General features: G+C 43.9%; 25 protein-coding genes and 1 riboswitch. Of the genes, 17 read left to right on the forward strand and 8 right to left on the reverse strand.

Annotated features, from left to right (window positions below; genetic code table 11):
- Positions 1 to 9 precede the first annotated feature (9 nt).
- The gene (locus MHH86_RS10630; RefSeq protein WP_036689302.1) at positions 10 to 681 is read right to left on the reverse strand and encodes a zinc metallopeptidase; all 672 of its coding nucleotides are present in this window, start codon (positions 679 to 681) and stop codon (positions 10 to 12) included.
- Positions 682 to 716: 35 nt separating this feature from the next.
- A complete protein-coding gene (locus MHH86_RS10635; protein WP_036689305.1) occupies positions 717 to 1,148 on the reverse strand; it encodes a MerR family transcriptional regulator in 432 nt (143 codons plus the stop codon).
- Between the two features lie 559 nt (positions 1,149 to 1,707).
- Here MHH86_RS10635 and MHH86_RS10640 point away from each other — a divergent pair.
- The 3 genes from MHH86_RS10640 to MHH86_RS10650 are packed head-to-tail and all read left to right on the forward strand — an operon-like array spanning position 1,708 to position 4,961.
- Positions 1,708 to 3,102 (forward strand): ammonium transporter, encoded by a 1,395-nt coding sequence (locus tag MHH86_RS10640; RefSeq protein ID WP_036689307.1) that lies wholly within the window; start codon positions 1,708 to 1,710, stop codon positions 3,100 to 3,102.
- 39 nt (positions 3,103 to 3,141) lie between these two features.
- On the forward strand, positions 3,142 to 4,215 hold the full coding sequence (locus MHH86_RS10645; RefSeq protein ID WP_076098509.1) for a DUF294 nucleotidyltransferase-like domain-containing protein: 1,074 nt from the start codon (positions 3,142 to 3,144) through the stop codon (positions 4,213 to 4,215).
- On the forward strand, positions 4,212 to 4,961 hold the full coding sequence (locus MHH86_RS10650) for an exonuclease domain-containing protein (RefSeq protein ID WP_076223250.1): 750 nt from the start codon (positions 4,212 to 4,214) through the stop codon (positions 4,959 to 4,961). Before MHH86_RS10645 ends, MHH86_RS10650 begins: the two co-directional genes overlap by 4 nt.
- Here MHH86_RS10650 and MHH86_RS10655 read toward each other — a convergent pair.
- The gene (locus tag MHH86_RS10655; RefSeq protein WP_051491608.1) at positions 4,943 to 5,419 is read right to left on the reverse strand and encodes a M67 family metallopeptidase; all 477 of its coding nucleotides are present in this window, start codon (positions 5,417 to 5,419) and stop codon (positions 4,943 to 4,945) included. The genes MHH86_RS10650 and MHH86_RS10655 overlap by 19 nt on opposite strands.
- 154 nt (positions 5,420 to 5,573) lie before the next feature.
- On the opposite strand from MHH86_RS10655, the gene MHH86_RS10660 reads away from it, so the two are divergent.
- Both MHH86_RS10660 and MHH86_RS10665 read left to right on the forward strand, forming a co-directional pair.
- Positions 5,574 to 6,143, forward strand: a complete 570-nt coding sequence (locus tag MHH86_RS10660) for a TlpA disulfide reductase family protein (RefSeq protein ID WP_256717338.1) — start codon at positions 5,574 to 5,576, stop codon at positions 6,141 to 6,143.
- Between the two features lie 306 nt (positions 6,144 to 6,449).
- Positions 6,450 to 7,565, forward strand: coding sequence for an IS110 family transposase (locus tag MHH86_RS10665; RefSeq protein ID WP_036683961.1), 1,116 nt, complete (start codon positions 6,450 to 6,452; stop codon positions 7,563 to 7,565).
- A 709-nt stretch (positions 7,566 to 8,274) separates the two neighbouring features.
- On the opposite strand, the gene cimA is transcribed toward MHH86_RS10665, so the two are convergent.
- Positions 8,275 to 9,894, reverse strand: coding sequence for a citramalate synthase (cimA, locus tag MHH86_RS10670; RefSeq protein ID WP_076223248.1), 1,620 nt, complete (start codon positions 9,892 to 9,894; stop codon positions 8,275 to 8,277).
- Positions 9,895 to 10,050: 156 nt separating this feature from the next.
- On the opposite strand from cimA, the gene MHH86_RS10675 reads away from it, so the two are divergent.
- The 3 genes from MHH86_RS10675 (at position 10,051) to MHH86_RS10685 (ending at position 13,314) form a co-directional block, all read left to right on the forward strand.
- On the forward strand, positions 10,051 to 11,343 hold the full coding sequence (locus MHH86_RS10675; protein ID WP_036689656.1) for a DNA polymerase IV: 1,293 nt from the start codon (positions 10,051 to 10,053) through the stop codon (positions 11,341 to 11,343).
- Positions 11,344 to 11,503: 160 nt separating this feature from the next.
- A complete protein-coding gene (locus MHH86_RS10680; RefSeq protein ID WP_036689316.1) occupies positions 11,504 to 11,746 on the forward strand; it encodes a ferredoxin in 243 nt (80 codons plus the stop codon).
- Between the two features lie 134 nt (positions 11,747 to 11,880).
- Positions 11,881 to 13,314 carry a L,D-transpeptidase gene (locus MHH86_RS10685; protein WP_076140923.1) on the forward strand — a complete coding sequence of 478 codons (1,434 nt, stop codon included), beginning with the start codon at positions 11,881 to 11,883 and terminating at the stop codon, positions 13,312 to 13,314.
- On the opposite strand, the gene MHH86_RS10690 is transcribed toward MHH86_RS10685, so the two are convergent.
- Positions 13,311 to 13,448, reverse strand: a complete 138-nt coding sequence (locus MHH86_RS10690; RefSeq protein WP_167348489.1) for a hypothetical protein — start codon at positions 13,446 to 13,448, stop codon at positions 13,311 to 13,313. The two genes, MHH86_RS10685 and MHH86_RS10690, sit on opposite strands and share 4 nt — an antisense overlap.
- A gap of 209 nt (positions 13,449 to 13,657) precedes the next feature.
- On the opposite strand from MHH86_RS10690, the gene MHH86_RS10695 reads away from it, so the two are divergent.
- From MHH86_RS10695 to MHH86_RS10720, 6 genes are all read left to right on the forward strand, one after another.
- Positions 13,658 to 14,752 carry a quinone-dependent dihydroorotate dehydrogenase gene (locus tag MHH86_RS10695; protein ID WP_036689322.1) on the forward strand — a complete coding sequence of 365 codons (1,095 nt, stop codon included), beginning with the start codon at positions 13,658 to 13,660 and terminating at the stop codon, positions 14,750 to 14,752.
- 34 nt (positions 14,753 to 14,786) lie between these two features.
- On the forward strand, positions 14,787 to 15,599 hold the full coding sequence (locus MHH86_RS10700) for a GTP pyrophosphokinase family protein (protein WP_076223245.1): 813 nt from the start codon (positions 14,787 to 14,789) through the stop codon (positions 15,597 to 15,599).
- Positions 15,589 to 16,041: a DUF309 domain-containing protein gene (locus MHH86_RS10705; protein ID WP_036689328.1), complete on the forward strand. Its 453-nt coding sequence runs from the start codon at positions 15,589 to 15,591 to the stop codon at positions 16,039 to 16,041. Before MHH86_RS10700 ends, MHH86_RS10705 begins: the two co-directional genes overlap by 11 nt.
- A gap of 101 nt (positions 16,042 to 16,142) precedes the next feature.
- The gene (locus MHH86_RS10710; RefSeq protein WP_076316546.1) at positions 16,143 to 17,663 is read left to right on the forward strand and encodes an RsmB/NOP family class I SAM-dependent RNA methyltransferase; all 1,521 of its coding nucleotides are present in this window, start codon (positions 16,143 to 16,145) and stop codon (positions 17,661 to 17,663) included.
- Between the two features lie 2 nt (positions 17,664 to 17,665).
- Positions 17,666 to 18,430 (forward strand): pseudouridine synthase, encoded by a 765-nt coding sequence (locus MHH86_RS10715; RefSeq protein WP_036689333.1) that lies wholly within the window; start codon positions 17,666 to 17,668, stop codon positions 18,428 to 18,430.
- Between the two features lie 260 nt (positions 18,431 to 18,690).
- Positions 18,691 to 19,491 (forward strand): Cof-type HAD-IIB family hydrolase, encoded by an 801-nt coding sequence (locus MHH86_RS10720; RefSeq protein WP_036689337.1) that lies wholly within the window; start codon positions 18,691 to 18,693, stop codon positions 19,489 to 19,491.
- A gap of 125 nt (positions 19,492 to 19,616) precedes the next feature.
- Here the strand turns inward: MHH86_RS10720 and MHH86_RS10725 are convergent, their stop codons facing one another.
- Both MHH86_RS10725 and MHH86_RS10730 read right to left on the reverse strand, forming a co-directional pair.
- A complete protein-coding gene (locus MHH86_RS10725; RefSeq protein WP_342479721.1) occupies positions 19,617 to 21,230 on the reverse strand; it encodes a DUF4179 domain-containing protein in 1,614 nt (537 codons plus the stop codon).
- Positions 21,214 to 21,732: an RNA polymerase sigma factor gene (locus MHH86_RS10730; protein ID WP_076100881.1), complete on the reverse strand. Its 519-nt coding sequence runs from the start codon at positions 21,730 to 21,732 to the stop codon at positions 21,214 to 21,216. Before MHH86_RS10730 ends, MHH86_RS10725 begins: the two co-directional genes overlap by 17 nt.
- 203 nt (positions 21,733 to 21,935) lie before the next feature.
- Positions 21,936 to 22,027: riboswitch (cyclic di-GMP riboswitch) on the forward strand.
- Positions 22,028 to 22,144: 117 nt separating this feature from the next.
- Between MHH86_RS10730 and MHH86_RS10735 the strand changes: the two genes are divergently transcribed.
- Together MHH86_RS10735 and MHH86_RS10740 are read left to right on the forward strand one after the other, a co-directional pair.
- The gene (locus MHH86_RS10735) at positions 22,145 to 22,993 is read left to right on the forward strand and encodes a DUF6612 family protein (RefSeq protein ID WP_036689342.1); all 849 of its coding nucleotides are present in this window, start codon (positions 22,145 to 22,147) and stop codon (positions 22,991 to 22,993) included.
- A gap of 112 nt (positions 22,994 to 23,105) precedes the next feature.
- Positions 23,106 to 24,269 carry an NADH-dependent flavin oxidoreductase gene (locus MHH86_RS10740; protein WP_256717037.1) on the forward strand — a complete coding sequence of 388 codons (1,164 nt, stop codon included), beginning with the start codon at positions 23,106 to 23,108 and terminating at the stop codon, positions 24,267 to 24,269.
- Positions 24,270 to 24,346: 77 nt separating this feature from the next.
- Here the strand turns inward: MHH86_RS10740 and MHH86_RS10745 are convergent, their stop codons facing one another.
- Positions 24,347 to 25,363, reverse strand: coding sequence for a CapA family protein (locus tag MHH86_RS10745; protein WP_076100879.1), 1,017 nt, complete (start codon positions 25,361 to 25,363; stop codon positions 24,347 to 24,349).
- Between the two features lie 270 nt (positions 25,364 to 25,633).
- Here MHH86_RS10745 and MHH86_RS10750 point away from each other — a divergent pair, with 270 nt between their 5' ends.
- On the forward strand, positions 25,634 to 26,872 hold the full coding sequence (locus MHH86_RS10750; protein WP_076100878.1) for an FprA family A-type flavoprotein: 1,239 nt from the start codon (positions 25,634 to 25,636) through the stop codon (positions 26,870 to 26,872).
- The last annotated feature ends 5 nt before the right edge of the window (positions 26,873 to 26,877 follow it).

The following is a 26,877-nucleotide window of genomic DNA, read 5'->3' on the forward strand; positions in this document are numbered from 1 at the left end:
TATGCGATATTAGTCGCGGTTGCCTAAAAAGACGGTGATTAAGCGAAGCAGTTCAAGCAAGGATACTAGAGCAGCGGCAACATAAGTTAATGCAGCGGCGTTGAGAACCTTTGCTACTCCGCGTTCTTCTTCGTTACGGATGAAACCTTGTTCTACCATGACCTGACGAGCCCGGTTACTGGCGTTGAATTCTACAGGCAGGGTTACGAGCTGGAATGCAACAGCAGCTGAGAAGAAAATGATACCCAAGCCTATAAGATTAAAGTAACCGAAGATGAAACCTGCCATCAGCATGAAAGGCGCGACACCTGATGCGAAATTAACTACCGGGAACATCCGGTGACGAAGTGTCAACATAGGGTAACTTACTTTATGCTGAATCGCGTGGCCTACTTCGTGACAAGCGACAGAGATTGCAGAGATGGAGCTTTCATAATACACAGGCTCTGATAAGCGTACAACCCTGTGGATGGGGTCATAATGGTCTGAAAGTGTGCCTCTTACAGGTTCAATCGGAACATCGTGTAAGCCATTGGCGTCGAGCATACGTCTAGCTGCTTCATATCCAGTCAGGCCGTTCGAATTAGCTACCTTCGACCATTTGCTGAAGGTTCCTTTAACTCTAAACTGTGCCCACAATGAGAAAAGAAAGGCAATAATTACTAACAGGTACATAAACATAGGTGCATTCCTCCACTGTATTGTAAATATGGTATTTACATTGGCGGTCCTTGCGTAAGCAATAGCCGGATCGCTTCCATGCAGGCTAATCCCTGAGGGAGCAGATTTGAAAGTACGCGACTGGCCTGTCCTGGCTTCAAACCACTTATAAGAGGTTCAAGGGCTTTTACTTCCCGTTCTAGCCGCTGCATTTGCTGCTCTAACTCGACTAATTTATCAGAGACGTCGGTTTCTGGTGTTGCCTCATTCCATTTGCCTAGCATAGATTTGATTTCTTCCAATGAATACTTGTCATGCTTTAATTGAGTAATACGTTCTAAAGCAGCCAAGGTTTCATGGCTGTATAGCCGATAATTTTTGGTGCTTCTAGATTCCGGGGAGATTAATCCCAGTTTCGTGTAATAATCAATAGTTCGTTCACTAATGTGAGCAGCCTTAGCTAATTCTCCAATTCGATACAAAATCATATCCCCATTTAATCTCGCCTCACTAATTGAATACGACTGCCGATAAGTGGCGGTCATCTTCTAAATTGATGGTTTCTTATGCTATCTGTAATGATAACAAACTGGAAACCATACAGTCAAACGTCATACTTTCATAAAGTATATGCAGTAAAGAAGGGTTAATTCATGAACGGTGATCTGTAGTTTCTATACAATACACTCGAACTCAAAGGGATATCAAATTTGAAGAATGATTGGGGATGAAAACTATAAGTTACCCCAATACATAACATTAAATGTTATGTATTTTGTGATTTTGGTAAAAGATGCGTTCAATAATTAGGTAATATATAGGTAATATAAATGAGATTGTACACGTAGTTATTTTAATGAAAATGCAGCTAGAATCAGGCCTTTAGGACCTCTAGTCCATTAGTACTGTGAAAATTTCGTGTGCTCAAATAAAATAAAATAAAAACATTCCCAAAATAGTCTTGTCAATTTACCTGACTTCTGATTATAATGACATTAAGAGTTTCACGCTTTGTTAGAAAATATAACATTGGGGAGTGGGGTAAAAATGAAAAAGAAATGGTTGATGATGTTACTGGCCATGATTACACTGATGATTTATCCGGTAAGTGCTTTTGCAGCGGACGGTCCGACGAACGTTGACTTACAAGTCGGATTGGACACAGCGTTTACCTTCCTGGCATTCATTTTAGTATTCTTTATGCAAGCAGGGTTTGCAATGCTCGAAGCGGGTTCGGTTCGGATGAAGAATGCAGGGCACGTAGCAGGTAAGACAGTACTCACCCTGGCTATCGCAAGTCTTTGCTTCTGGGCTATCGGCTTTGGACTTGGTTTCGGTAACGGCAATGGCTTCTTCGGTACTACAGGCTTCTTGTACGGAGGAGATTCAACCGCAGCTTCTTTTGAATCACTTGCATTTTCTGATGTTACTTTAAATGTTAAATTCTTATTCCAAATGGCCTTTGCAGCAGTTTCCTTGGCTATCGTATCTGGTGGTATGGCAGAACGTGCGAAGCTAAGTGTGTATATCATTTTCGGAATTTTGTTCTCCGTCGTAATTTATCCAGTTGTAGCTCACTGGGTATGGGGCGGTGGCTGGTTGGCTGAGCTGGGAATGCAAGATTATGCAGGTTCCACAGTTGTCCATCTTACAGGTGCAACGGCAGCAGTGGTAGCAACCATATTGCTTAAGCCTCGGCTTGGTAAGTTTAATAAAGAAGGAAAACCAGTGATTATTCCAGGTCATAACCAAGTATTTACTGTACTCGGTGTTATTATCCTCTGGTTTGGTTGGTTCGGATTCAATCCAGGTAGTGCTTTGTCCCCAATGGGCGGTTTCTTCGGTCACGTAGCCCTAACAACGAACATCGCAGCAGCAGCAGGTGGTTTGGCGGCATTGATTGCTTCTTGGTTGTACTTTGGTAAGTCTGATATTCCAGCAATGCTGAATGGTGTTCTGGCTGCATTGGTTGCAATCACAGGAGCGTGTGCTTTCGTTGATCCATGGGCAGCAATCATTATTGGTTTTGTAGCCGGTGCTTTTACATTCATGACTTCCCAATGGCTGGAACGTGCAGGGCTTGATGATCCAATCTATGCTTTCTCGGTGCATGGTATTGCGGGGATGTGGGGTGCAGTTTCAACGGGTCTGTTCGCTGTACCTGAGCTTATTACTAAAGGCGGCTTGGTAGGTGAAGCTGGGTTGTTCTACGGTGGCGGTTTCCATCAACTAGGGGTTCAAGTGCTGGGTGTGGTTGGAACATTTGTTTTCGTAGCCGTTCTTTCTTTCATCATCTTATATGTAATGAAGGTAACTATCGGACTTCGTGTTACAGAAGAAGAAGAATTGATGGGTCTGGATATCAGTGAGCATGGTACTTACGGATACCCTGAACAAATGAAATTGATCGCAGATTCGGAATCCAAAACCCTTAAACAATAATATTTCACCTCGGACAGGGAGGCGGACCGTGTGGCATCGATGGAGTTAACAGATGAGTATAATGAAGAAAGCTTTAGGACCATCGTATTGGCCGGTTCGTCAGAGGAGCTTAGGGAGAGGCGTGTTGCCTGTCAAAAAGTACTTCTCGAACAGTTGAATGTTATTCCTATAGAGGAATGGATGTTCCGTGTGAATACTATGCATGATCTTATTGCCCAAACCGCAGTACTCATATGTGAGGCGCAGTTGAAAGAGGCGGGCTATGGCCCGCCTCCCTGTGCCTATTCCTTTATTGTGTTTGGCAGCAGTGGGAGGCAGGAGGCAACGCTTTGGAGCGATCAGGATAATGGCCTGATAGTCGAAGGAGAGCCTGATGGGGAAAAAAATCGCTATTTCGAATTTTTCGGAACTTTGTTATCCGATATGCTTGAAGAAGTAGGGTATGAGAAATGTGCGGGGAAGGTGATGTGCTCCCAAGTTATGTGGCGTAAGACATTATCTGAATGGATAGAGCAGCTTGATAGCTGGAGAAATCAGTTGGAATGGGAGCCGATCCGGTATCTTATTATCTCTTCTGATATGCGTCATGTGGCAGGAAGCGTGGAGTTATCAGCGAAGTGGCAAGAAGCTTTCTATGAAGGCTTTCCGGACAATGAGCAGCTGTCTAATGCTGTTCTTCGCAATACAGTACGCCATAAAGCGACTTTGAATTTACTGGGACAGGTGTTAACAGAGCGGTTTGGTGATTATGCAGGCGGATTTGATGTTAAGTATGGGGTCTATATTCCGTTAGTGAACATTGTTAGACGGTTGTCCTTACTACATGGCATTAGAGCTGGCTCGACATTAGAGCGGATTGAAGCGCTTGATAGGCTTGGGAAATATCAACATTTAGAGGATATTCGCAGAGCTTTCTTATTAGCAATGCGGTTGCGAGTGAACACGCCATATAGTGTTCAGGATGGATTGTTAATCAGCAGTGATTATGTAGCTGAGAGTGAATTGAAGAATAAGCAGCTGCTGTCTGAGCTGCGTGAAAGCCTGCTGCTTGTCAGACGCCTTCACCGGGCGCTGCAGCGTCAGCTCCGCTCAGCGGAAAGGTGGCGGTCATGAGGGAGCCGAACAAAAGCGGAGGATTCTGGAGTAATCTAAGACAAGGTGGAATGCCCTCGGCTATCGCTTCGATGAGAGGTGGGGAAACTGCGCAACAGACTGCGCAGCAAATGGCCTTTATTCGATCTTTGATGCGAGAGAAGCGGCGTCCTGAGGTCCTGCATACCCCATTGTCTGAACTAGAGACAGTGATCTTTGATTTAGAGACGACAGGCTTTTCCCATCAGCATGGGGATGAGATTATGTCTTTTGGAGCCGTCAAGGTTGTTGGAGAGCAGATTAAAGAAGAAGAATGCTTTTATACACTGGTGAACTGTCAGACGGCTATTCCGGAGGATATTACAAGGCTGACTGGGATTACGGAAGAAATGACACAATCCGCTCCCTCCTTAATGGATGGTCTTCATAATTTTATGTCCTTTGTAGGTCAGAATGTGCTGGTGGCACATGCAAGCTCACATGATAAGGCTTTTCTTAATGCTGCTTTATGGAAAACCTCTAAAGTTCAGCTTACACACCGTGTGCTGGACACGATGATGTTAGCGCGTTGGCTTGAGCCACAACGAAGTAATTATTCGCTGGATGAGCTGCTATATGTGCACGAAATTCCGATTCATAGCCGTCATCATGCCTTGGAAGACGCAAAGATGACAGCGCAGCTGTGGGTGATCTACCTTCGGGAAATTTCGGAGCGCGGCCAAGTGGATACCTTGGGAGATCTCTATGCTTATTTAAGTAGAACGTGAAGCGGGGCTTGGGATAAACCGCGGGACAAATTACCGTGGTCATCAGGCAAACGCTCAATATAAAATCCGTTCAGAATTGGATTGCCGCTGTCTTTGGTGTTGGGAGAACCTATAAGATAGAGGGCAAACTCAGGTCCTAGTGCTGTTAATCCTTTATAATCGGCAACTGAAGGGATAGGTGCTGAATGTGGGTGGGAATGAAATAGACCGATGATTGTCGGTTCGTTGTAAAGAACATTAATCCACTCTTCGGGGTGGGGAGTGAAGGTGTGCAGCGGGTCTGGCGCTACGTTGCGCAAGGGTACGTAAGTATCAATGAGCATGCCACCCGCTGCGGCAGCACCCAGCAGGACTCCGCATGCTTCATGCGGATAACAGGACAGCAGGTGCTTCCCCAGTGCTTGCTGTACGGAATATTTCAGTCTTATTGGCTGGACATTTCCCTGGAATGCTGCCATTTGTTCACCCCTCTCTCTTCTTTAGGGTTTCGTCGCAGACGAAACCCTCTTTTTTATTATAAAAGTATATATTATTGTGTAAAATATGAATGGTTTGAAATTTAACCTAATAAGGGTACAATAGTAGAAAACTATTCCAATTGTAAAGGAACAGATGACTATGAAAGCAAGTAACAAATTAAATATAACAGTGTTGCTCATAGTTGTATGTGTTGCTGTGTTTGCGGTGTGGCATAATCGTGAGCCAAAAGCAGAAGCTGTGCTTGCGCAGCAAAATGAGCTGCCGATGAAGAGTGGACCTAAGGCTGGACTGCGTGCACCTTCGTTTTCACTTCAGGGAACAGATGGGACTACCTATGTTGTTGATGGCCCCAGAGATAAAGCGGTAATCCTTAATTTCTGGGCTTCATGGTGTGATCCCTGCCAGCAGGAAGCTCCTGAACTTAATACCATGGCCACTAAGTATAAGGATGTTCTAGATATTTACGGTATTAATGTGAGCAGTCAGGATTATAAACCCAATGCTGAACGTTTTATCAAGAAATACGGTCTTGTGTTTCCGGTTATGTTTGATGTAAAAGATGAGGTGTACAGCAAATATAATGGAGCTGTTTTTCCCACCAATGTGCTCATTGATAAGAATGGAGTGATCTCCGAGATTATTTTAGGTATTCTTAGCCCTGAAGAGTTGGAAAAGAAAATAATCAAGCTTACCGAATCATGAAGCGGGCTGTCCATATAAGAGACAGATCTGCTTTTTTCTCCAAACAGCAAAAGTCTAAAGATCAGCGATTCTTCTTATTGGAGGATCGCTGATCTGCGTTTTTGGTCATACGCGATTTGCTTTAGTGGACCACAAGCATTAATTTCACTATACCGTGGAGCAGAAATGGCTGGAACCCCGAAGGAAGCCGCGTTAGAACAATTAGTTATGATGAACGAAAGGCAGCCCCTGTTTCGCACACCGTAGGTTAAAATGGAAGTTAAAAGGACAACCATTACAGAGCTACATGCGAAAGGAGCTGTTACTATGAAGAATACCATAAAATACGTCGGTTTGGATGTGTCTAAAGAAAAAATTGCGGTGGCGATTGCAGATGAGGGTCGGGAACCCGCACGATATTATGGAGCCATCCCCCATACCCCAGATGCAGTGGCTCGAATGATTCGGAAACTCAAAGGTTCAGGGATTACACTGGAGGTCTGCTATGAAGCCGGGCCTACGGGGTACGACTTATACCGCTGGTTGACGAAGATGGGAATTTCCTGTGTGGTAATTGCACCTTCGCGTATGCCACAGCGTCCCGGAGATGCCATAAAAACCGACCGACGGGATGCAGAAAAACTGGCTCAGTTACACCGGGCTGGAGAATTGACTGCGATCTATGTGCCAACGCCAGAACTCGAAGCTTTACGAGATCTCATTCGTGCACGAGAAGATGCTAGGCAAGACCTACATCGGGCTCGGCAACGGCTCATTCATTTTCTATTGCGCCACCAAATTCACAAGCCAGAGGGTATGAAAAAACGCTGGACCAAAAGGTACCGGGAATGGCTCTCTATGCTGAAGTTTAATAATGTAGCTCAAGAACGGGTATTTACCGAATCCCTGCAACAGCTCCGGGAAGTGGAGGAGCGAATCAAGCGACTTGAAGCCGCAATGCGAGAAGAAGCACAGATCTGCCCTTACGCACCTGTCATTCAAGCGTTGCAAGGCCTGAGGGGAATCGCCCTGCTGACAGCTATGACTTTAGTTGTCGAGATTGGAAATTTCGAACGTTTTCGTTCACCGGCTCAGCTCATGAGTTACCTGGGACTCGTGCCACGGGAATATTCCTCGGGAGCAAGTACCAAAAGAGGGAGTCTTACAAAAGTCGGAAATTCCGGAGTGCGGCGCGCACTGGTGGAGTCCGCATGGAGTTACCGTCACCGCCCTGCCGTCAAGGGAGATTTAGCAGTGCGTCTTGAGGGCCAGAGTATTCATGTCCATGAAACGTCGTGGAAAGCCCAAGAACGGTTACACAGCAAGTATTTAAAATTAGTCAGACGCGGGAAACACCGAAATTTAACCATGGCAGCAGTGGGTCGTGAGTTAATTGGATTTATCTGGTCGATTGCGGTAGAGGCAGAACGAAAAATGGCGTAGGTGAAACGAAAAAAAATAAAAACATACCCAAAAGATTTGAATCCTTGGGGCATGGAGACAAAGAGAAAGGTTCGAGGAGAATCCGTGAATTCCCTGTGCACAGGATCCCTGATCTAACGTGCGAAATTAGTTTACGGAAGCTCCTTCGACGTAGGCATAATATGTGGTAACCAACCCACGGATAGCAGATTGCCAGCCGACGACTCGCATTTTGTCTCTGTGCCCAAGGGATTGAAAACCCTCTAGTTAAAGGGGAAAACAGGGGAATTGACTAATTCGTTCATAGCAGGGAATTTCTCCCCATAAATTTGAGATCTCGGGTCATTCAACGAATAATTAGGGGAAATATCCCTCTAATTTAGCTGTTTTGGTAAAAAATAATGAAATTACCCTAATTTTTAGGGAGGAATTCCCTGTTTCTGTTTATTTATAGCAAATATCGGCTATTTTCAGGGAGTTTTTCCCCAATTACTCTACCTCGCCACGAACCCGCACTCGCATCCCCCACATCCCGCACCCGAACTCGCACCCCATGCATCCCGTACATCCCTCAACGCCCACTGCACACTGCCCACCACCCATAGTCTATGGGCTAAAGTAATAGTCCGTTATTTAGCCTATTTAATAAAAAAGAAGCTGCCCTATAAGTAGAATTCGCTACTATTGGGAAGCTTCTTTTTTTGTCTTACAAAAGTCTATAAGTGATCAATTAATGATTGACCAGGCCTCTAGGTTCATTGCTGGTTGTCTTCTCATTCTCCAATGAGAGCTCATTGAGAAGCGCGTAGCGCATACTGTCAACAAGTGCCTCCCAGCTGGCTTCAATTACGTTACTGGAGACACCAACCGTACTCCAGGTGTCTGTGAAGTTCTTGGATTCAATCAATACCCTTACCTTCGCTGCAGTCTGATCCTGTTCATCTATTACACGGACTTTATAGTCGGATAGATGCATTTCCTTTAATTGTGGGAAATAGGTCTGTAATGCTTTACGAAGCGCGTTATCGAGTGCGTTGACTGGACCGTTACCTTCAGCAGCAGTATAAAGATTCTCACTGCCAACTTTCAGTTTAACGAACGCTTCAGATACTACTGGATGTTCTGCGGTTTTCTCAACTAACATCTTGAAGGATTCAAAGGTAAAGGTTTCATTCATCTCGCCGGTAGCTTCCCGAAGGAGTAGCTCCAGTGAGGCATCGGCACCTTCAAATTGATAACCTTGATGTTCCATCGTTTTAATCTTCTCGATCACCCGGCGAGCCTGCTCGCTGCTTGGATCCAGATTTAAACCCATATCCTGCGCTTTGGAGAGTACATTGCTCTGTCCAGCCAGTTCGGAGACCAGCACACGCTGCTTGTTCCCGACAAGCTCAGGAGCGATATGCTCATAGGTCCGTGAATCACGCATGATGGCGGAGACATGGATTCCACCTTTGTGGGCGAAAGCTGCATTTCCGACGTAAGGCTGATTTACCGGCAGATTAACATTGGCCACTTCACTAATATAGCGGGCAGTGTTGGTAAGCTGTGATAATGAATCGCCTGGAATACAGTGATAACCCATTTTGATCTGTAGTGTAGGAATAATAGAACATAGGTTGGCGTTGCCACACCGTTCACCGTAACCATTAATGGTACCTTGTACTTGCCGTGCTCCAGCTCCGATGGCGCTAAGTGCATTGGCAACCGCCAGCTCACAGTCATTATGAGTGTGAATTCCGAGATTGGCTCCGGGTAATTGTTGATTTAGAGCGGTAACAATCTCATGAATTTCATTAGGTAAGGTTCCACCGTTGGTATCGCACATTACAAGCCAATCTGCTCCGGCTTCCCGGGCTTTGGACAGAACAGCTGCTGCATATTCAGGATTATTCTTGTATCCGTCGAAGAAATGCTCGGCATCAAAAATCACTTCAAGGCCTTGGCGTTTCAAGTAGGATATGGAGTCGCCGATCATGGCGAGGTTCTCCTCAAGCGTAGTCTGTAATGCAGTGTGTACATGGAAATCCCAAGATTTTCCGACGAGTGTAGCAGCAGGAACCCCTGCGTCAATCATACGTTTTAAATTGTCATCGTTTTCGGCCAAGGAATTCTTACGCCGAGTGCTGCCGAACGCTGTAATTTTGGCGTTCAGATGAAGCTCCTTGACTCTTTTGAAAAATTCAATGTCTTTATTGTTGCTTCCCGGGATGCCACCTTCAATATAGTGCACACCCAGATCATCGAGTTTCTTGGCAATCTTCAGCTTGTCGTCAGCCGACAGACTGATGCCTTCACCTTGGGTGCCGTCGCGTAATGTAGTATCGAAGATGGAGATGGACTTAGACATGAGAGTCCTCCTTATAGGGAAATGAATTTATATATTATAGCATTTTTACGCGGGAATGTAACAAAGAACTTTACAGCCTCTTAAGTTGACCTAACCGCAGCGGAGAGTTATTCTAAATTGGACAATAGAAAACCTGAGGATAAGAAGGTAGATATTGTGCAGAATGTTGATCAGTATTATCCAACGAGCGGCAGGGTTATCCTGCATGTCGATATGAATGCTTTTTACTGCTCTGTGCATGAGGCAGAGGACCCTGACCAATATAGAGGCAAAGCTACTGCGGTTGCGGGTAGTGTTGAATTGCGGAAAGGGATCATAGTGACTTGTTCCTACGTCGCCCGCAGAATGGGGATTTCGACGGGAATGCAAGTTCAGAAGGCGCTTCGTATTTGTCCATCGCTTATCGTTATTAAACCGGACTTCCATTTATACCGCAAATATTCTAATGCTTTTATGCAGATTGCATATAGCTATACTCCGTTACTGGAAGCAGTGTCCATCGATGAATGTTACCTTGATATAACTGGCTCCAGACAATTCGGTACACCCATGGAAATAGCGGAGACGATTCAGCGCCGTATAATGGAAGAATTGGGCTTGCCATGCTCAGTGGGGATCGCTCCCAATAAGCTGCTTGCGAAGATGGCTTCCGATTTAAAAAAGCCAAACGGCATTTCGGTGCTGCGGCTGCGGGATGTGCCTAAGATTTTATGGGACAAGCCCTGTAATGAAATGTTCGGCATTGGTGGAAAAACAGCAGAAAAGCTCCGCAAACTGGGCATTTACAGTATTGGTCAATTAGCAGCGGCTGATGAAAATATGCTGGTTGAGAATTTCGGAGTTATGGGCTCATGGCTAAAGCGTGCCGGCAACGGTATTGATCATGGGATCGTTAACCCTGAGCGGGAGCAGAGTAAGTCGATTGGGCACACCACAACATTGCCGCGGGATGTCGTAGGTCTTGCTGAGGTACGACCGATTTTGCTGAATTTAAGTGATCAGGTAGCTCGGCGATTGCGTAAGCAAGGTCTTGTTGCCTCAGGGGTACAGCTGACCATTCGGACGCCCGATATGAAGACTATAACCCGCTCGCGTCAGCTAGAGGCTCCTTCGGAGAGTGGGGAGGATATCTACAAGTCCGTCTGCGATCTATATGTTCGTCATTGGAATGGGGAGAAGCCTGTGCGGTTGCTGGGTGTGACCCTGCAGGGCTTGATTGCTAAAGAGGATTCCGCCATTCAGCTTGATTTGTTCGATTACGAACGTCAGCCTAAGAAAGAGTCTCTTAACAAGACTATGGATATGCTGCGTAATAAATTCGGTGAAAATGCAGTGTTAACTGCCGGGATGTTAAGCGATTCTCACTCTGCAAGGCTCCGCAATCATAAAGAACGGGGCACTTCACTGCAAAAGGATAATCTTCTATCTGTCGAGTCTGATAAAGAGTGACAAGAACATTCTATGACATGTCAAAATAGGTGTCGTAGAATGCGTCAGAAATGCAAACGTATTGAAAATCGATTGAAATTGTATTCTTTTTATATTAATATGAGAAAAATAAGACGCTGGTACAACAGCGCTGTATTGCTCAACGGGAGGCAGAGATAAAATGGCTAAGTACACTTGGGTCGAAAAAGACACTTGTATCGCTTGCGGTGCATGTGGCGCAACGGCTCCTGATATTTTTGATTACGATGATGAAGGTTTGGCAGAAGTTATTTATGAAAATGACGGAAACCACGGCATCACAGCGATTCCGGATGATTTGTTTGATGATCTCCAGGATTCTTGTGATGGATGCCCAACCGATTCTATTAAAATTGCGGATGAGCCTTTTAACAAAGAGGGCTAATTAACCGGGGTTTTGTAACTTCCAGCACAACATAAAGACATCTCCTGCGAACTTTTGTTCAGCTAGGGATGTCTTTTTTGCGATGTCTGACCGATATTAATGTAGGAAGGAATTATAAAATTTCGGAGGTTCCGATGAAAAATTCTCAGCACCTCAAAGCATATGTACAGATGCATCCAGACAATAAGATGGCATGGTACTTGCTGGGTAAGGAATACTATAAGAACGGTCAACAGGGGAAAGCTAACTATTGCTTCAATCAGGCTGGAGAAGTATATGAAGCTTTCGAGCATAGTAAGGTGCCTGCGGAAACGCTGCGGGAATATGAGGAAGGGCTGCTTCAGGCAAGCCGCCAGCGGGACCGAAGGCAGCAAAGATTCCGCTACATTATGCTTGGGCTGATGCTTCTATTACTGGTTATGGTGCCATCGGCTGTAGCTCCGGGTCTAGATATTGCGGGAGATCAGGATACGGTCCAAGACACGGTTACTTCTGAAGTTAAAGATCCGCTTGATCAAAAAGATATTGAGAAGGAACCCGTTCTAGAGGCACGAAAAATGATGTATACAGCGCAAGAGAGTGGAGCTTCGGCTTCGTCAGGGAAGCTGATGGCAACTATGCTAATGCGCGAGGAACCGTTTCAAGCTGCTATTTTGGGCATGGAGCGGGAAGGGAAGTGGCTGCTGTGGAAAGAGAAGCTTCCGCTTAATTCCACACTGCAGAAGAATGGGAATGGACGGTTGGTATACCAATCCTATGATTCAGCGGCATGTGCATGCGAACCGCCAGAGCAAGGGGAAGTTGCGGAGGATGCAGCTGAGTGGCAGGGTGATCAAGAGGAGCTAGCTACATTATGGAGTGCAATGAGGGCTTATCAGAATCATAAAGGCAAGCTTCCGGTTTCCTTGGCGGAATTGACTAGACCTTTTCCGGAGAATTGGATTGGCGGGACGACACCAGTCATGAAGCGTGATTTCAATTCTCTAAAGGAAGTAGCGACTGCTAAGGCACTTGGGATACCAGAAGTTGCGGAGGAGCCTCCAAGCTCAATTGTTGAGGCGGGAATGGGCATACCGACGGCGTTAAGCGAGAGTGGAAGTAATGGAAAGGGTGTTCCCTTTTTTGACCAGCCGCTTAGAGTGATTGTGGATAAACAAAAACACCGCTTGGCAGTAGTCAGCGGCTCTGTTATTCTGCGGAATTATGAGGTAGGTCTTGGGGGAGACAAGACTCCAGAAGGCAACTTCATCATTACAGATAAAGTGGTCAATCCAAACGGTCATGATAATGGGGAGTTCGGAAGCCGCGGACTACAACTTTCAGATAGTAATTACGCTATTCATGGCACCAATGAGCCAGAAAGTGTCGGCAAGGATGAATCCCTTGGCTGTATTCGGATGAGTCGAGAAGATGTGGAAGAACTATTCGCTATGATTCCAAAAGGAACAAAAGTGGTGATCAGTAAAGGGGTTCTGCCTGAAAAGCAGCTGCTGCCGGCGAAACGCTTCAACCCTGCTGCTCCGTATGATCAGACCAACCCCCACAAAGTATATCACTGGCTGAATTAGTTCCCGGCAACTATAAACAGAACGATGATGAGAAGAATTAGTAAAGTTAAACTTACGCCGATCCACATTAGCGCTTTACGATTAACTTCTTCTTTCTTTTGCTGCAAAGTTGGTGGTTTACGTTTAGTTGACATCCAGCATACCTTCTTTCTCTCTTAATCGCTGATTACCCCTATATTGTAATGCGTTTACAAGAAAATTACTATACTTTGGGTTAAGCTCTCTGCACACTTACAGGGTAAAATGCTTTTCTTTTGTTCAAGAAAAGGCTAAAATTAAGAAGAAACCTACAGAATCGGGTAGACACGTGGATTAGTGAAGTACCCCTTAAGGAGCGAGAACGGTGTTGTATCGTAATTTTGGTAAACCAATTTTCTTTAAGCTGGACCCTGAGAAGGCTCACCATCTCGTCATAGGTGGATTGGACAAATCATCGTCAGTTCCAGGGGGAAGCGCGGCATTGCGTTTAATGTATGGCGTTCCTGAAACGGCAGATTTAGCAGTTGATCTGTTTGGCATACATTTTCCGACTCCAGTTGGACTGGCAGCAGGCTTGGATAAGAATGCTGAGGCTGTTTCTGGATTCTCTTCGATCGGATTCGGATTTATGGAAGTGGGGACGGTTACCCCTAAGGGTCAACCGGGAAATGATAGCCCGCGTTTGTTCCGTCTTCCCTCTGATGAAGCTCTGATCAATCGTATGGGCTTCAATAACGAAGGGGCTGACGCTATGGCAGAGCGTCTAAAAAAATTAAAAAATCGCAGAGTTCCAATAGCAGTAAATATTGGACGGAATAAAATAACTAGTAATGAAGCGGCTCATGAAGATTATCGTCAGTGTATCCGTACGCTTTATCCGTACGGTGATTTTTTTGTGGTCAATATCAGCTCACCAAATACGCCGGGGCTGCGCAGTCTCCAGCATGGCAGCGAATTAGCGTTCCTGCTAGCACAAGTAAAGGAAGAAATGGAGATTCAGCGTAAAGCCACAGGCATGAATAAGAGCTTGTTGGTTAAGATTGCTCCAGATGTCAGTGATTCTGAATTGGAGTATATGGTTCAATCACTGACAGAAGCTGGTATGGATGGTATTATTGCTACGAATACTACATTGAACCGGGATGGACTTAGTCATGAAAAGGCTAATGAGACAGGTGGATTAAGCGGTAAGCCGCTTCGTGACCGGTCAACGGAAATCATCCGTAGGATTTATCGCCAGACTGAAGGGAAGATGCCGATCATAGGTTCAGGGGGCATATTCACCAGTCAGGATGCGTATGACAAGATAAGAGCAGGCGCAAGTCTGGTCGAAATTTATACAGCACTTATCTACGAAGGACCGGAGGTTAACCGCAGGCTGCATGCCGGATTACGGCAGCTCTTACGGCGGGACGGATTCAGTCATATCTCTGAAGCAGTGGGTGCTGATCATCACTGATTGAAGGAGTCGAAAGGACAGGAGGACGAAGGCGATGGACGGCAGGGACTGGGGAACTTTTTTGCTTCCATATGAACAGACTGTGGAAGAATTGAAAGTTAAATTCAAAACAATGCGTTCGGAGTTGAAGAAAAGAGAGGAATACACGCCGATTGAATTCGTAACTGGTCGTGTAAAGCGGCTGTCAAGCATTTTGGAGAAGGCTAAGCGCCTGAATGTGAAGATGGAAGATCTGGAGACGGGCATTGAAGATATAGCCGGGATCCGGATTATGTGCCAGTTCGTGGAGGATATCCGCAGAGTGGCTGAATATATCCGGGCTCGTAAGGATCTTGAAGTCCTGTATGAGAAGGATTACATCACCAATTATAAAGAGAGCGGCTATCGCAGCTTTCATATGATTATTAAATATCCTGTGCAGACAGCTCTGGGACAAAAAATAGTGCTCGCAGAGATCCAGATTCGTACACTAGCTATGAATTTCTGGGCAACCATAGAGCACTCTCTGAATTATAAATATCGGGAAAGCTTGCCGGATGAAATGCGAGTGCGCTTGAAAACTGCAGCTGAAGCAGCCTCCATCTTGGACAGCGAAATGTCCAGTATTCGTGATGAAATCCTGGAAGCACAAAAGACCTTCGAGGAAAACTCGAATATGACGACTCAAATTCTCAAATCTATTCATCAATTGTATTTCTATCATTTGGTGAATGAGGCTATAGATACTCAGGCTCGATTTAACGAAATATGGCAGGCTCAGGACATGGAAGCGATGAAGGAGCTTCTGAATCATGTACGGGGACTTCTCTCCGCAGCTAAAAAGGATAGTTTGCCGGATGGCTTATGATCCGTTGTACTTGGCTTATCTAGTGTACTTTAATCGTGACCGGGATTATTTCGAATGTCACGAGGTGCTCGAAGAGCTATGGCTTGCCAAGCAACGCGACCCATTGTACAAAGCACTTCTCCAAGTAGCTGTTGGGTTGTACCATTGCCGCAATAATAATATGCGTGGTGCAACGATTATGCTAAGTGGGGCTGCTGCCAAGCTGGAAGAATATTCAGCAGTGACACTTGGCATTAATTTGGCTAAGCTAGTGGTGGAAGTGAAGGATTATGTTCGCCGCTTGGAGTCGTGTGAGCAGCAGCCATTTTCTTATTATGATCTGACTATAGAAATCATTGATCAAGGTCTGGCGGACGAAGTGAACTCTGCGGCTATGGCGATCACACCGAATAATCCTCAACGACGAGGTCCTCAAAGACCGACCTCTTCTCATCGTAAATAATGAACCTCTATAAATGAGTATTGCCAAAGGGACACCCGTAAGGGTGTTCCTTGAATCTTTAAACACCTAAATTTTAGCAGTACTATCAGGAGGACGGCATCATGGCGGCACAACTGCCCAGTTCTTTCAGCGAGCGTATGATGGACTTGCTGGGAACGGATTATAATCAATTTGCGGATTCGTACAAGGAGACCCCTAACGGAGGCGTTCGTGTTAATACATTGAAAATTTCAGTGGAGAAATTGAAAGCTCTTTCCACTTTAGAGCTGGAACCCATTCCGTGGTGTCCAACCGGATTCTATACAGAGGATGGGGCCAGACCAGGTAAACATCCACATTATCACGCAGGATTGTATTACATTCAAGAGCCAAGCGCTATGGCACCTGTGGAACTGCTTGATGTACAGCCAGGAGATCGTGTCCTTGATTTATGCGCTGCACCTGGGGGCAAATCCACACAGATTTCTGCCAAGCTCTCAGGAGAAGGCTTGTTGGTTACCAATGATCTTCATCCAGAACGCACGAAAGCCTTAGCCAAAAATCTAGAGCTGTATGGGGTGCGCAACGGTATCGTATTAAACGAAAGTCCAGATCATATTGCAGCGGCATTCCCGCTTTATTTTGACAAAATCTTGATTGATGCTCCATGCTCAGGTGAAGGGATGTTCCGTAAAGACGAAGACATGGTGAAGCAGTGGGATTCAGGTACACCTGCCAAATATGCTGCCATGCAGCGGGATATTTTACGTTCTGCTGCAACAGCGTTGGCACCGGGAGGTACACTTGTCTATTCCACCTGTACATTTGCTACAGAAGAAAATGAGGAAATTATAGCGGAGTTTATTTCTGAACATCCACAGTTTTCGGTGATTACAGTTGGAGGCACTGGCTCGTTTGCTCCAGGTTTTGGAGAATTATCAGGGACGGCAAGACTATGGCCGCATAAAGTAAAAGGTGAAGGACATTTCATGGCTGTGCTGCAGCATGTAGGGCCAAAGGTATCTGCGGAGGAACGTGATCAAGCCGAAGTTAAGTTGAGCGCAGTTACACGGAATACGAATAAAAAAGGCACTGCTCATGTTAAATCCGCAAACAAACCAGAAGCCAGACGAGGGAAAGAAGGTAAGTTCTCTAATAAATCTGCTGCTGGCGCTGAACGTGGCCGTCAAGGTTCAGGAGAAGAGCAAGCATTGGCTGCATATGGAGATTTTATAAAAGATCAGCTTGGCTGGGAGCCAAAAGGGTATCCGATTTTCTTCGGTGATCATCTGTACATCTCCCCACTACCTAAGGAAAGATTAAATGGATTAAAGGCGATTCGTCCAGGATGGTATGTAGGACATGTCCGTAACGGCAGATTTATCCCAGGACATCCAATGGCTACCGCGTTACACCCTGAAGAGAGCTGCCGAAGTGTCTCACTTTCCAGTACGAGTAATGAAGCTATTTCCTATCTTAAAGGAGAGACATTGTTGATTAGTCAAGAACGTCTCTCTATTAAAATAGGAACTACCCAAAAAGGATACGTACTGGTCTGCATAGATGGTTATAGTGCAGGCTGGGGGAAGTGGCAGGACGGTGTGCTCAAGAATGAATATCCCGCAGGCTGGAGGTGGATGTAAGAATGAGCCTATCAGGGAAAACTGCAAAAAAGCAGCGTTTAGATAAAGTATTGTCCCATATGGGGGTAGGATCACGCAGCGATATTCGTAAACAAGCCAAGCAAGGTTTAATTACCGTGAATGGTGCAGTCGTCAAGGATAGTGGATTTCATGTAGACCCTTATCACGATGAAATTGTGGTTGGCGGCGAGCTTGTTACCTATCGTGAATTTATTTATCTTATGATGAATAAGCCACCGGGAGTTCTGTCGGCAACAGAGGACAAGCGGGATCGGACTGTTCTGGATCTTTTAAAGCAGGAATATGTACAGTTTGAACCTTTTCCTGTAGGAAGGTTAGATAAGGACACAGTAGGGCTGCTTCTGCTCACCAATGATGGACAGCTTGCCCACGAACTACTATCGCCACGCAAGCATGTCCCTAAGACTTATGAAGCTACAGTTGAGGGAGACGTAGATGCAGACGATGTAGCGGCTTTTGCGGCAGGTGTCGAGCTGGAAGATGGATATGTTACTTTACCTGCACAGCTAACTATATTGGGAAGAGAACGTGGCAGTAAAGTAATCTCACATATTTCGCTGATCATCACAGAAGGAAAGTTTCACCAGGTGAAGCGAATGTTCCAAGCTGTCGGCAAAAAAGTCACTTTTCTGAAACGAGTATCTATGGGAGAATTGAGGCTGGACGAAAGTCTGCCACTGGGAGCTAGCCGGGAACTTACGCTAGAGGAACTGGCACTCTTAAGTACAGAAGCACCAGAACAATAATATATAGAAAAAATGGTATATAAATTGATTTGGAAACTTGGGATAAGGGAATGGAGTGACGGAGGGGAAATTTGGAACTGTAAGAGCGATAGCGACCGCCTTTGTTTCCGGATTTCAACCACTATTAAACGGTATAAATCAAGAAATCTGGAAACAACAGCGGCTGGAAGCCCAAATATTCACCGCAGTTGCGACTGAAACTTAACTCAAATAGCCAGGTTCAATATATATAGAAAAAGAAAGACAAGGATGGTGGGAGTATGAGATACAAACTGATTGCACTAGATGTGGATGGTACACTGTTGAATGATGATCACCACTTGAGCACTGAGAATAAAGAAGCCATTGCTGAGGTTACGCGTCTTGGCGGGCAAATCGTGTTATGTACCGGCCGCAGTCCGCAGAACTCGATTCCTTTTATGGAGGAAATGGGGTTGTCTGGTTATGTGCTGGGTCATAACGGAGCTGCAACGGTTCGTGTGAAAGATCGGGAAGTGCTGCATCAATACGGTATGGATGCTCGTGGTCTTGACCCTTATATTGATTATTGTAGAAAGCATGATATTCATTATGATGTGAATACGGCTTTTGATATGTATGTAGATAATGTAGAAAACCTGACCAAAGAAGCCAATTATATGTATGAACACTTCCGTATCGTGCCGGCTACACTGCCAGCATGGGAAGATTTCCGTGAACCGGTTGTTAAGTTTACTGTATTTACACAACCAGAAATCCTTGACGAAGCTGAACGTGAATGGCGTACTTGGACCCATGAGTACAATATTTTGCGCAGTGGTGAATTTTTCGTTGATTTGATGCATCCGGAAGCCTCCAAGGGCAACGCCTTAAAGAATCTGGCTGTGAAGCTGGGAATTCCGCAAGAGGAAGTTCTTTCGATCGGTAATTATTTTAATGATATTTCTATGCTTACATACGCGGGTATGGGCGTTGCGATGGATAATTCTCCGGTTGAGGTCAAAGCGGCAGCGAATGCTGTAACGGGGTCTAACAACGAGCATGGTGTGCGAGATGCGCTGGTTAAATATTGTTTATCTTAATAATGGAAAGCATAAAGCGGACTTGAGTCCGTTCTATGCTTTTTTTGTTGTGAAGGAAATAAAAGAGATACATAAACAGAATTGATTCTATTAAAAATAATCCGCCCCTAGATTAACTTCCTGTATTAAAGTTTAATTTCCTCGTTCCGGCTAGGATCGCTATATTTATAGATACCAGGGTTCAGTTCGATTTTTTCGTCGAAAGGGATATCTTTGTAGCTATCAATATTAGTTCCTGTAGATATCATGCCCTTAGGTGTAATTTCAGGCACAACTTCTTTGCCATTAATCCGTAACGTAGTTTGGTTAACGCTTTTGAAGCCAGAAGATTTGGATGTTGATTCCACAATCAAATTTCCCCCCTCAGTATAGTAAGTGAATTCAATTTTTAACCCATCGACATCAAGTGAAGTGAACTGCTTTTCTTCTTTAGGTTTGTTTATAGTGATCCAATTCTTAGTAGTATCACGTTTCTCAATGACAGCATCCTTTAATATAAGTTTCATTGGAACATCGGACCAGTCGTTATACCATTCCGGAGATTCGAATTGAAATAAATGCTGGTAGCTTTCGGAATGATCTCCCTTCAAATTCCAACCCCCAGTGATTGTTTGATCACCTATAACCAACTGAGCGGTATTATAGTGGACAATTCCTTTTTTAAGCGAATCATTTTCATCTATTAGAATTTGGATATCCAAAGGGGTAACCACTAGCTGATCTAAGGTCATACCGGTCTTTTCTTGAAATTCAGGACTGTTATACAGTTTCTTAGTGTAAATCGCCTCACTTGCTTTTTTTCCATCTGCGTTAAAATCGAACTTCCACGTACCTGAAAATCGTTTCGCTTCTTCAATGTAACTAAAATGAAGACTAGCTTCCTTCCAATCTGATTCAGTTATATTAAAGACCTGTTCAATAAATAAATCCGATCCTTCGTTAGGCATGATGGTTGGAATTGCTTCATTCTCTTGACCACCAGTACTAACTACCAAATGTGGGTTACCCCGTCCTAAGTCAGATGGTGATGCAGCGACTTTGTAACGGATAATGGTTTGATTGGAAACATGTCGAACGGATTCGATTTGAATGCTTGGATATTGCTTAACTCCAGTATTGATAGTATCCCCTGCTTGATGATTAGATTGTAAGGGAATATTCCGATCACTGTAAAAAATGAGATTCCGTGCTTCAAACCTGTAGTCCTTTTTATCATCCTTTAATGTATCAGGTGTCACATATACTCCAATGAGTTTCTGGCTTTCAGGATCGTATTCTAAATAACCGTATACCTTTGCCTTGGCACCGGATTCACTAGTCATGATGTTTTCCTCTGTAGCAAATCCAGTATATTTGGATAGATCAGATTTAGTATCAAGTGATAACAGCATTTTCATTTTTTCTCCATCAGTTACAACACCGTTCAAATTCATTGTTACTCCTGAAATGGAAGTTTGAAGATTATACTGTTGACCGATGCCGTTATTTAATGCATTGCTCACACTTCGACCACCAATTTTATCCCAATTAATCGTCATACTAGCGAATACAGGAATGGTTACAAGTAAGAGGCAAGAGAAGACAATACTGATAGGAATAAGCTTTTTATTAGACCTAGGAGTATTCTGGGAGGCATGCAGATTTCTTTGACGTGTATAAGCTTCTTGTTCTATGGCAGTCCACATCAAATCATAATCCGGTCGGGGAATATGTTTATCTTTTTCAATATAGAGACTCATTACTATTCAGCTCCTTTAGTTGGGTTCCACCCATTCTATTTAGTATTTTAAGTCCCTTGTTCAGTCTGGATTTTACAGTTCCTTCGGGTATGCTCATAACTTTAGAAATCTCGGGTACAGTCAATTCGTTTATAAAACGAAGGACTACTACCATTCTGATTTTGTCAGGAAGCTGACTGTATAACCCTTGTAATTCTTTTTTAGTTTCCTGTCGATCCAAACGTTTTTCTACAGGGTTTGATTCCTCAGACCTGGATAGTAAATAATTACGTACTTCTTTCATCCACCCCGTCTTACGCCTTTTGATCACACTGCTGCACTCATTCGAAGCAATTCGTAAAATCCAAGCTTTCAAGTTTCTTACCTTCGACTTATCCGCTAAGATAACTTTTACAAATACCTCTTGGGAAATATCCTCCGCATCTGCCTGATTTTTCATTAAGTAGTAACAAAAATAATATACTTGTTCTTTATAGAGCTCGAAAATTTCCCGGTCACTCATTTTGCTGCACCCCCTGTCTCTGCTGTTCTCATTAATAAGACTTATAAGCGTATGTAATCGTTCATTTTTCATTTTGATTGTAGTATTTCTTCTGAGTATCATAGCGAATTCGAATGGAAGATAAGTCGTTTACAGGTAATTATAACCATGATAAAATTAGCGGTGGGACATGCGTCCCTAATCTATTAAAACTAATTGAATGTCCGCGTTAAAGGTAAAATCATCGAAAGATGATGACACAAAGCCATGGGTCTAAAGCCTTTCGACAGAAGGAAATGATCGCCAGGCCGCCATAGGGATGTCTTATGAAGCATAAAGGATAGCTCTAAGAATATGTAGTCTATTTTGAGCTCTTTTATTATTTCGACCTATACGGCGTTACATTATCGCAAGGGGCCGAAAGGGGAAGTACATGAACAGTTTTTTCAAAACAATAGGTACTAGTTTGGCAGTAGGTGCTTTATTGCTGTCCGGAACGATCGGATGGATGTCTAATCCAGGAGTAGTGTCTGCAGCTACCTCAACAGTAGTAACCGCGGATCAGATGATCAGCAAAGTAACGGCAGCCTCCAAAGCAATAAAGAATTTCCATCTGGATGTGACCAAAAAACAGGATATTCAAAGCGGCGGGGTGCGTATCAGCAACACCAACACTCTGAAGCTGGATATCAACCGTCTGCCGAATTTTGCCGCAGCAGGCACTGTCGCTAGTAGTCTTTTAGAAACATCGTACAGTCTATATGCCAATGACAAGGAGTTTTACTATCTTGTAGACGGAAGTGAACTGATCGATGAATCTGAAGATGAAGGTTACGACGATGACGGGGAGCCGATCGATCCTGATGCACAGTATTGGCTTGGACTGGAGAAAACGGAATGGGATGCCTTTTACTCTAAAGGCCAATACGATCCTGTTTCCATGCTTGATTCGGTCAAAAGTTATAAAAAATCCATGAAAGTCAGCACGGCTGGCGCACAAACGGTCTTACAATTCACGGTAACCGATCCGACAGCAGCTAAGGGGATAATCAAACTCTATGACCAGGAGAACCTCTGGGATGGTGAGACAGTTCAACCCAAAAGCGTAACGTGGAAATTATTCGTCAATACTAAGACCTGGCAAACGGAAAAGCTGACAGTCGATCTGAGTTATGTGCTGGTAAGTGATGGAGCAAAAGATACATACACCACGAAAATTGAAGCTAAATACTCCAAGAATAATAAAGGTACAGCCATTGTAAAACCGGCCGAACTAGAATAATAAGGACGATTCATATCGAGCAAAAAGCGCTGTTCCGCTGAACAGTGCTTTTTGCTGTATTCAACAGTAGTTGTTTATTAGTTGACAAGAATAAATCATTGCTGTAATTTATATGTATGCGCATGTATATAATATTTTGTTTAAATATAATTTAATGAAAGTTGGGAAAAAGATGATAGCACTAGACACAACATTAACTTTTCGCAGAGGACTGACATTAAAAAACCGAGTGGTTATGGCTCCAATGACCACGCGAATGAGCTTTTATGACGGTGTAGTAACACAAGATGAATTGAAATACTATTCACTAAGAACGGGCGAAGTAGGTGCGGTCATCACTGCGGCAGCAAATGTACAAGAGGGTGGAAAAGGATGGGAAGGTGAACTTAGTGTTTCCTCCGATCAATTTATTCCTAGCCTTAGCCGATTAGCATCTACTATTAAACGAAATGGAACAAAAGCTATTTTACAACTATTCCATGCAGGAAGAATGACAGATTCAAAAATACTACGTGGCGTACAACCAGTTTCCTCCAGCGCCATTGCTGCCGAACGTCCGAATGCAGAAATTCCAAGAGCATTAACAGAAGATGAAATTTTCGGTGTAATTGAGGATTTTAAAAAAGCGACTCAACGTGCTATTCAAGCTGGATTTGACGGGGTAGAAATTCATGGAGCAAACACATATTTAGTCCAACAGTTCTTCTCTCCACACTCCAACCGTCGTGATGATCAATGGGGCGGAAGCTTAGAGAAAAGATTTAATTTCATTAACCAATTAGTGGATGCAGTTATTGCTGTCGTTGACAATTCAAAGGTTAAGGATTTTATTGTCGGCTATCGTTTTTCTCCAGAAGAATATGAAGAGCCTGGAATTAAAATCACCGATACCTTTTATCTTATTGATAAATTAGCTGATAAAAAGCTAGATTATCTGCATATTTCATTAGGGGATTTTAAGAAAGTATCTGCATCAGAAGATTTTAAAGAAAAATCAATCCTGCAATATGTACATGAGAAAATCAATGGCCGTGTACCTTTAATTGGGGTCGGAGATATCCGTACCAAACAGGACGCAGAGGACACGTTGACAAATGCTGAATTAGTAGCAGTAGGACGTTCTCTTATCATTGATCCTCATTGGACAAGTAAAGTGCTGGAGGGTAAAGAAGATATCATCAGAAGAGTACTTGCTGATCAAGATAGAGAAGAACTCGTAGTAGAGAATGGTATTCTAGAATTCCTTAAATTAATGATGCCTGATCGTTTACGCTAAACCCAAACACAGTTTTGAGCGCTATATCTATAACGTTCCGCGGTAATTCCGCGGAACGTTATTTTTCTGTAACGACTCTATTCCCTCTTTAAGATTGTTGTCGTATGTTTCAACATTCGATTCATGAGATTTCGCCGTTCTGTTTTTATGTCGGTGTCGCTTCTCTTTAATGCGTCGCGGATGGGGATGATCTCTGTAATTTTCCTGCCGCTTTTTATTCTTCGATCTACACAAGTCGGAATGTAACCTACGTTAGTTATACTCGTGTGTCCTTTTTCATCCTTCTTTATTTTAAGCGTAAGAATGATACCGCTTTGTGTATAAGGAATATTCATTAGTTTAGTCGAAACAAAATTCCCCAATGAGTAAATAACGAATTGTTTTTTTCCACGAAGCGCTAACGGTTGTAGAACATGTGGGTGAGACCCCAGTATGATGTCGGCGCCATTTTTAAAGAAGAGATTGACCAGCTCTTTTTGCCTCTTGTTTGGAGTGTAACGGTATTCGCTTCCGAAATGCAGATAAAGCAAGACTAGATCGACTTTCTTTTTTAAATCTCGAATCTCCCGAATGATTTTGGGCGTAGATATCCGGTTAACCAGCCATGGCTTACTCACTGGTACAGGAATTCGGTTGGTTCCTGCTGTGTAGGAGAGGATGCCGATCGTAATTCCTTTGACGTTTTTAATAAGAGTTCTCTTGGATTCTTCTAATGATTTAGCTGTTCCCGTGTGGTCGATTCCATTACGGTCTAGAACTCGTAACGTCCGAACCAGACCCGGGGCACCATAATCCATGCAATGATTGTTGGCCGTTACTAATACGTCGAATCCGGCTTGCTTAAGTGCAGGGGCCAGTTCGTCTGGACATTTGAATATCGGACCGCCTGAACGTGGGCTTTTCCGGCATTCGGGGCCACTTCCAGCAAAGGTAGTTTCGAGATTGCCAATTGTCAAATCAGCCTGTTTTAGATAAGGAGCTACTTTTGCAAACAGGGGGCTGAACGAATAGGTTCCGTCAGGCTGCTTAGCATCCGAAATAATATAACGTTTGACCATTAGATCTCCCACAGCAGCTATTTGTATTTCAGTCATGGATATCCACCTTTTTATTATTTTCATTAGGATATGGCATAAAGTTGTTATGGGTTATTCTTTCTTTAAGGCGAAGTGCAAACATTTTTGTGGCTTTTTATTTAAAATGTGACCCAACGCATAATCACTTTATTTAGATCGTCTAAATTTAAGGTATTCATTTTTTTTCAAACTTTTATAATTTGATTCAAATCCTCTTTTTTGTTTGGCAACCATAATAAAATAAGGTTGTTGATAAACATTATCAATCAAACATTGGAGGTTAAAGAAATGAGTACACAATTCAAAAAAATCGCCGAGGATACTTACTGGATAGGCAAAATCGATAACCGCCAGGTTCCATTTCACCGCCTGATTCTGGCAAAAGGAACTACCTATAATTCTTATTTATTAAAAACAGGTAAGCCAACTGTCATTGATACCGTAGATATGGAATTCGGACGTGAATATGCCGAGTGCCTGGGTGAAATGATTGATCTTCTAGATATTCATTACATTGTAATTAATCATACAGAGCCTGATCACTCTGGTGGACTGGCAGCTCTCGCTGCCAAGGCTGCAAATGCCACGATCGTATGCACCGAGATTGCTGTTCCAGAATTGCAGGAAATGTACAAGCTTCATAGCCGGAACTTCCTGGTGGTTAAAGATGGAGACAAGCTGGATATTGGCGGGAAAACGCTGCTGTTTAAAGAAACACCGTATCTCCATACCGCCGAAACGATGATAACCTATTGTATCGAAGATCAAATCTTATTTCCTTGTGATATTTTCAGCACGCATGTTGCGGTGGAGAATCTATTCAGCGATGAAGCCGGGTTTGATATTACGGAAGATTTCCAGGGCTATTACGCAGCTATTATACATCCTCATAGAAGATATGTAAGAACACTGTTAGAGGCTGTTAAGGATCTTGAGATCCGGATGATCGCTCCTTCCCATGGGTTTGTGATCCGGGAGGACATACGTAAATATATCGGGATGTACGCCACATTGAGCCGCGAAACGACGCAAGGAAAAAAGGCAACCATCGTTTATACCACCATCAAAAACAGTACCAAGAAGATGGCCAAAATTATACAGGATTGCTTGCAGGAAAATAATATTGAGACAGAGGTCTGGGATGCAGATAAAAGCAGTGCCACCGATATTCTGAACAGCATAACGTCAGCTGACGCGGTCTTTATTGGCAGCTCCACTAAATACGCGGACATGATTGGGAATCTGGAGAACATTCTGAAAGAATTGCACAATATGAATCTGGAAGGCAAACTTGCTGCAGCCTTTGGCTCCTACGGTTGGAGTGGTGAAGCCATTGAAGTCATTCAGGATTATCTGAATGGAACAAACATGACGGTGCAAAGCACATCTGAGGTTATTAAATCCACGGGGATGACACATGTAGAGTTCCCTGTACGAATCAGGTTTTCCCCGAAAGAGCCTGAGAAAGTTCAAAAAATTAAAAATGCGGCTGAATTTGTATCGGATTTGCTGCTGAGTTCATTTTAGGGAGG

The organism is Paenibacillus sp. FSL F4-0097 (genome assembly GCF_038593125.1).
Taxonomy (GTDB): Bacteria; Bacillota; Bacilli; order Paenibacillales; family Paenibacillaceae; genus Paenibacillus_AQ; species Paenibacillus_AQ odorifer.

Bases quoted from the DNA above. Each gene is read 5' to 3' on its own strand.
- MHH86_RS10725 (WP_342479721.1), bottom strand. From the start codon at position 21,230: ATGAGTCTCTATATTGAAAAAGATAAACATATTCCCCGACCGGATTAT.
- MHH86_RS10635 (WP_036689305.1), bottom strand. From the start codon at position 1,148: ATGATTTTGTATCGAATTGGAGAATTAGCTAAGGCTGCTCACATTAGT.
- MHH86_RS10685 (WP_076140923.1), top strand. From the start codon at position 11,881: ATGAAAAATTCTCAGCACCTCAAAGCATATGTACAGATGCATCCAGAC.
- MHH86_RS10630 (WP_036689302.1), bottom strand. From the start codon at position 681: ATGTTTATGTACCTGTTAGTAATTATTGCCTTTCTTTTCTCATTGTGG.
- MHH86_RS10665 (WP_036683961.1), top strand. From the start codon at position 6,450: ATGAAGAATACCATAAAATACGTCGGTTTGGATGTGTCTAAAGAAAAA.
- MHH86_RS10715 (WP_036689333.1), top strand. From the start codon at position 17,666: ATGAGCCTATCAGGGAAAACTGCAAAAAAGCAGCGTTTAGATAAAGTA.
- MHH86_RS10645 (WP_076098509.1), top strand. From the start codon at position 3,142: ATGGAGTTAACAGATGAGTATAATGAAGAAAGCTTTAGGACCATCGTA.
- MHH86_RS10700 (WP_076223245.1), top strand. From the start codon at position 14,787: ATGGACGGCAGGGACTGGGGAACTTTTTTGCTTCCATATGAACAGACT.
- MHH86_RS10680 (WP_036689316.1), top strand. From the start codon at position 11,504: ATGGCTAAGTACACTTGGGTCGAAAAAGACACTTGTATCGCTTGCGGT.
- MHH86_RS10710 (WP_076316546.1), top strand. From the start codon at position 16,143: ATGGCGGCACAACTGCCCAGTTCTTTCAGCGAGCGTATGATGGACTTG.
- MHH86_RS10660 (WP_256717338.1), top strand. From the start codon at position 5,574: ATGACTATGAAAGCAAGTAACAAATTAAATATAACAGTGTTGCTCATA.
- MHH86_RS10650 (WP_076223250.1), top strand. From the start codon at position 4,212: ATGAGGGAGCCGAACAAAAGCGGAGGATTCTGGAGTAATCTAAGACAA.
- cimA (WP_076223248.1), bottom strand. From the start codon at position 9,894: ATGTCTAAGTCCATCTCCATCTTCGATACTACATTACGCGACGGCACC.
- MHH86_RS10720 (WP_036689337.1), top strand. From the start codon at position 18,691: ATGAGATACAAACTGATTGCACTAGATGTGGATGGTACACTGTTGAAT.
- MHH86_RS10690 (WP_167348489.1), bottom strand. From the start codon at position 13,448: ATGTCAACTAAACGTAAACCACCAACTTTGCAGCAAAAGAAAGAAGAA.
- MHH86_RS10735 (WP_036689342.1), top strand. From the start codon at position 22,145: ATGAACAGTTTTTTCAAAACAATAGGTACTAGTTTGGCAGTAGGTGCT.
- MHH86_RS10640 (WP_036689307.1), top strand. From the start codon at position 1,708: ATGAAAAAGAAATGGTTGATGATGTTACTGGCCATGATTACACTGATG.
- MHH86_RS10745 (WP_076100879.1), bottom strand. From the start codon at position 25,363: ATGACTGAAATACAAATAGCTGCTGTGGGAGATCTAATGGTCAAACGT.
- MHH86_RS10730 (WP_076100881.1), bottom strand. From the start codon at position 21,732: ATGAGTGACCGGGAAATTTTCGAGCTCTATAAAGAACAAGTATATTAT.
- MHH86_RS10750 (WP_076100878.1), top strand. From the start codon at position 25,634: ATGAGTACACAATTCAAAAAAATCGCCGAGGATACTTACTGGATAGGC.
- MHH86_RS10705 (WP_036689328.1), top strand. From the start codon at position 15,589: ATGGCTTATGATCCGTTGTACTTGGCTTATCTAGTGTACTTTAATCGT.
- MHH86_RS10740 (WP_256717037.1), top strand. From the start codon at position 23,106: ATGTATGCGCATGTATATAATATTTTGTTTAAATATAATTTAATGAAA.
- MHH86_RS10655 (WP_051491608.1), bottom strand. From the start codon at position 5,419: ATGGCAGCATTCCAGGGAAATGTCCAGCCAATAAGACTGAAATATTCC.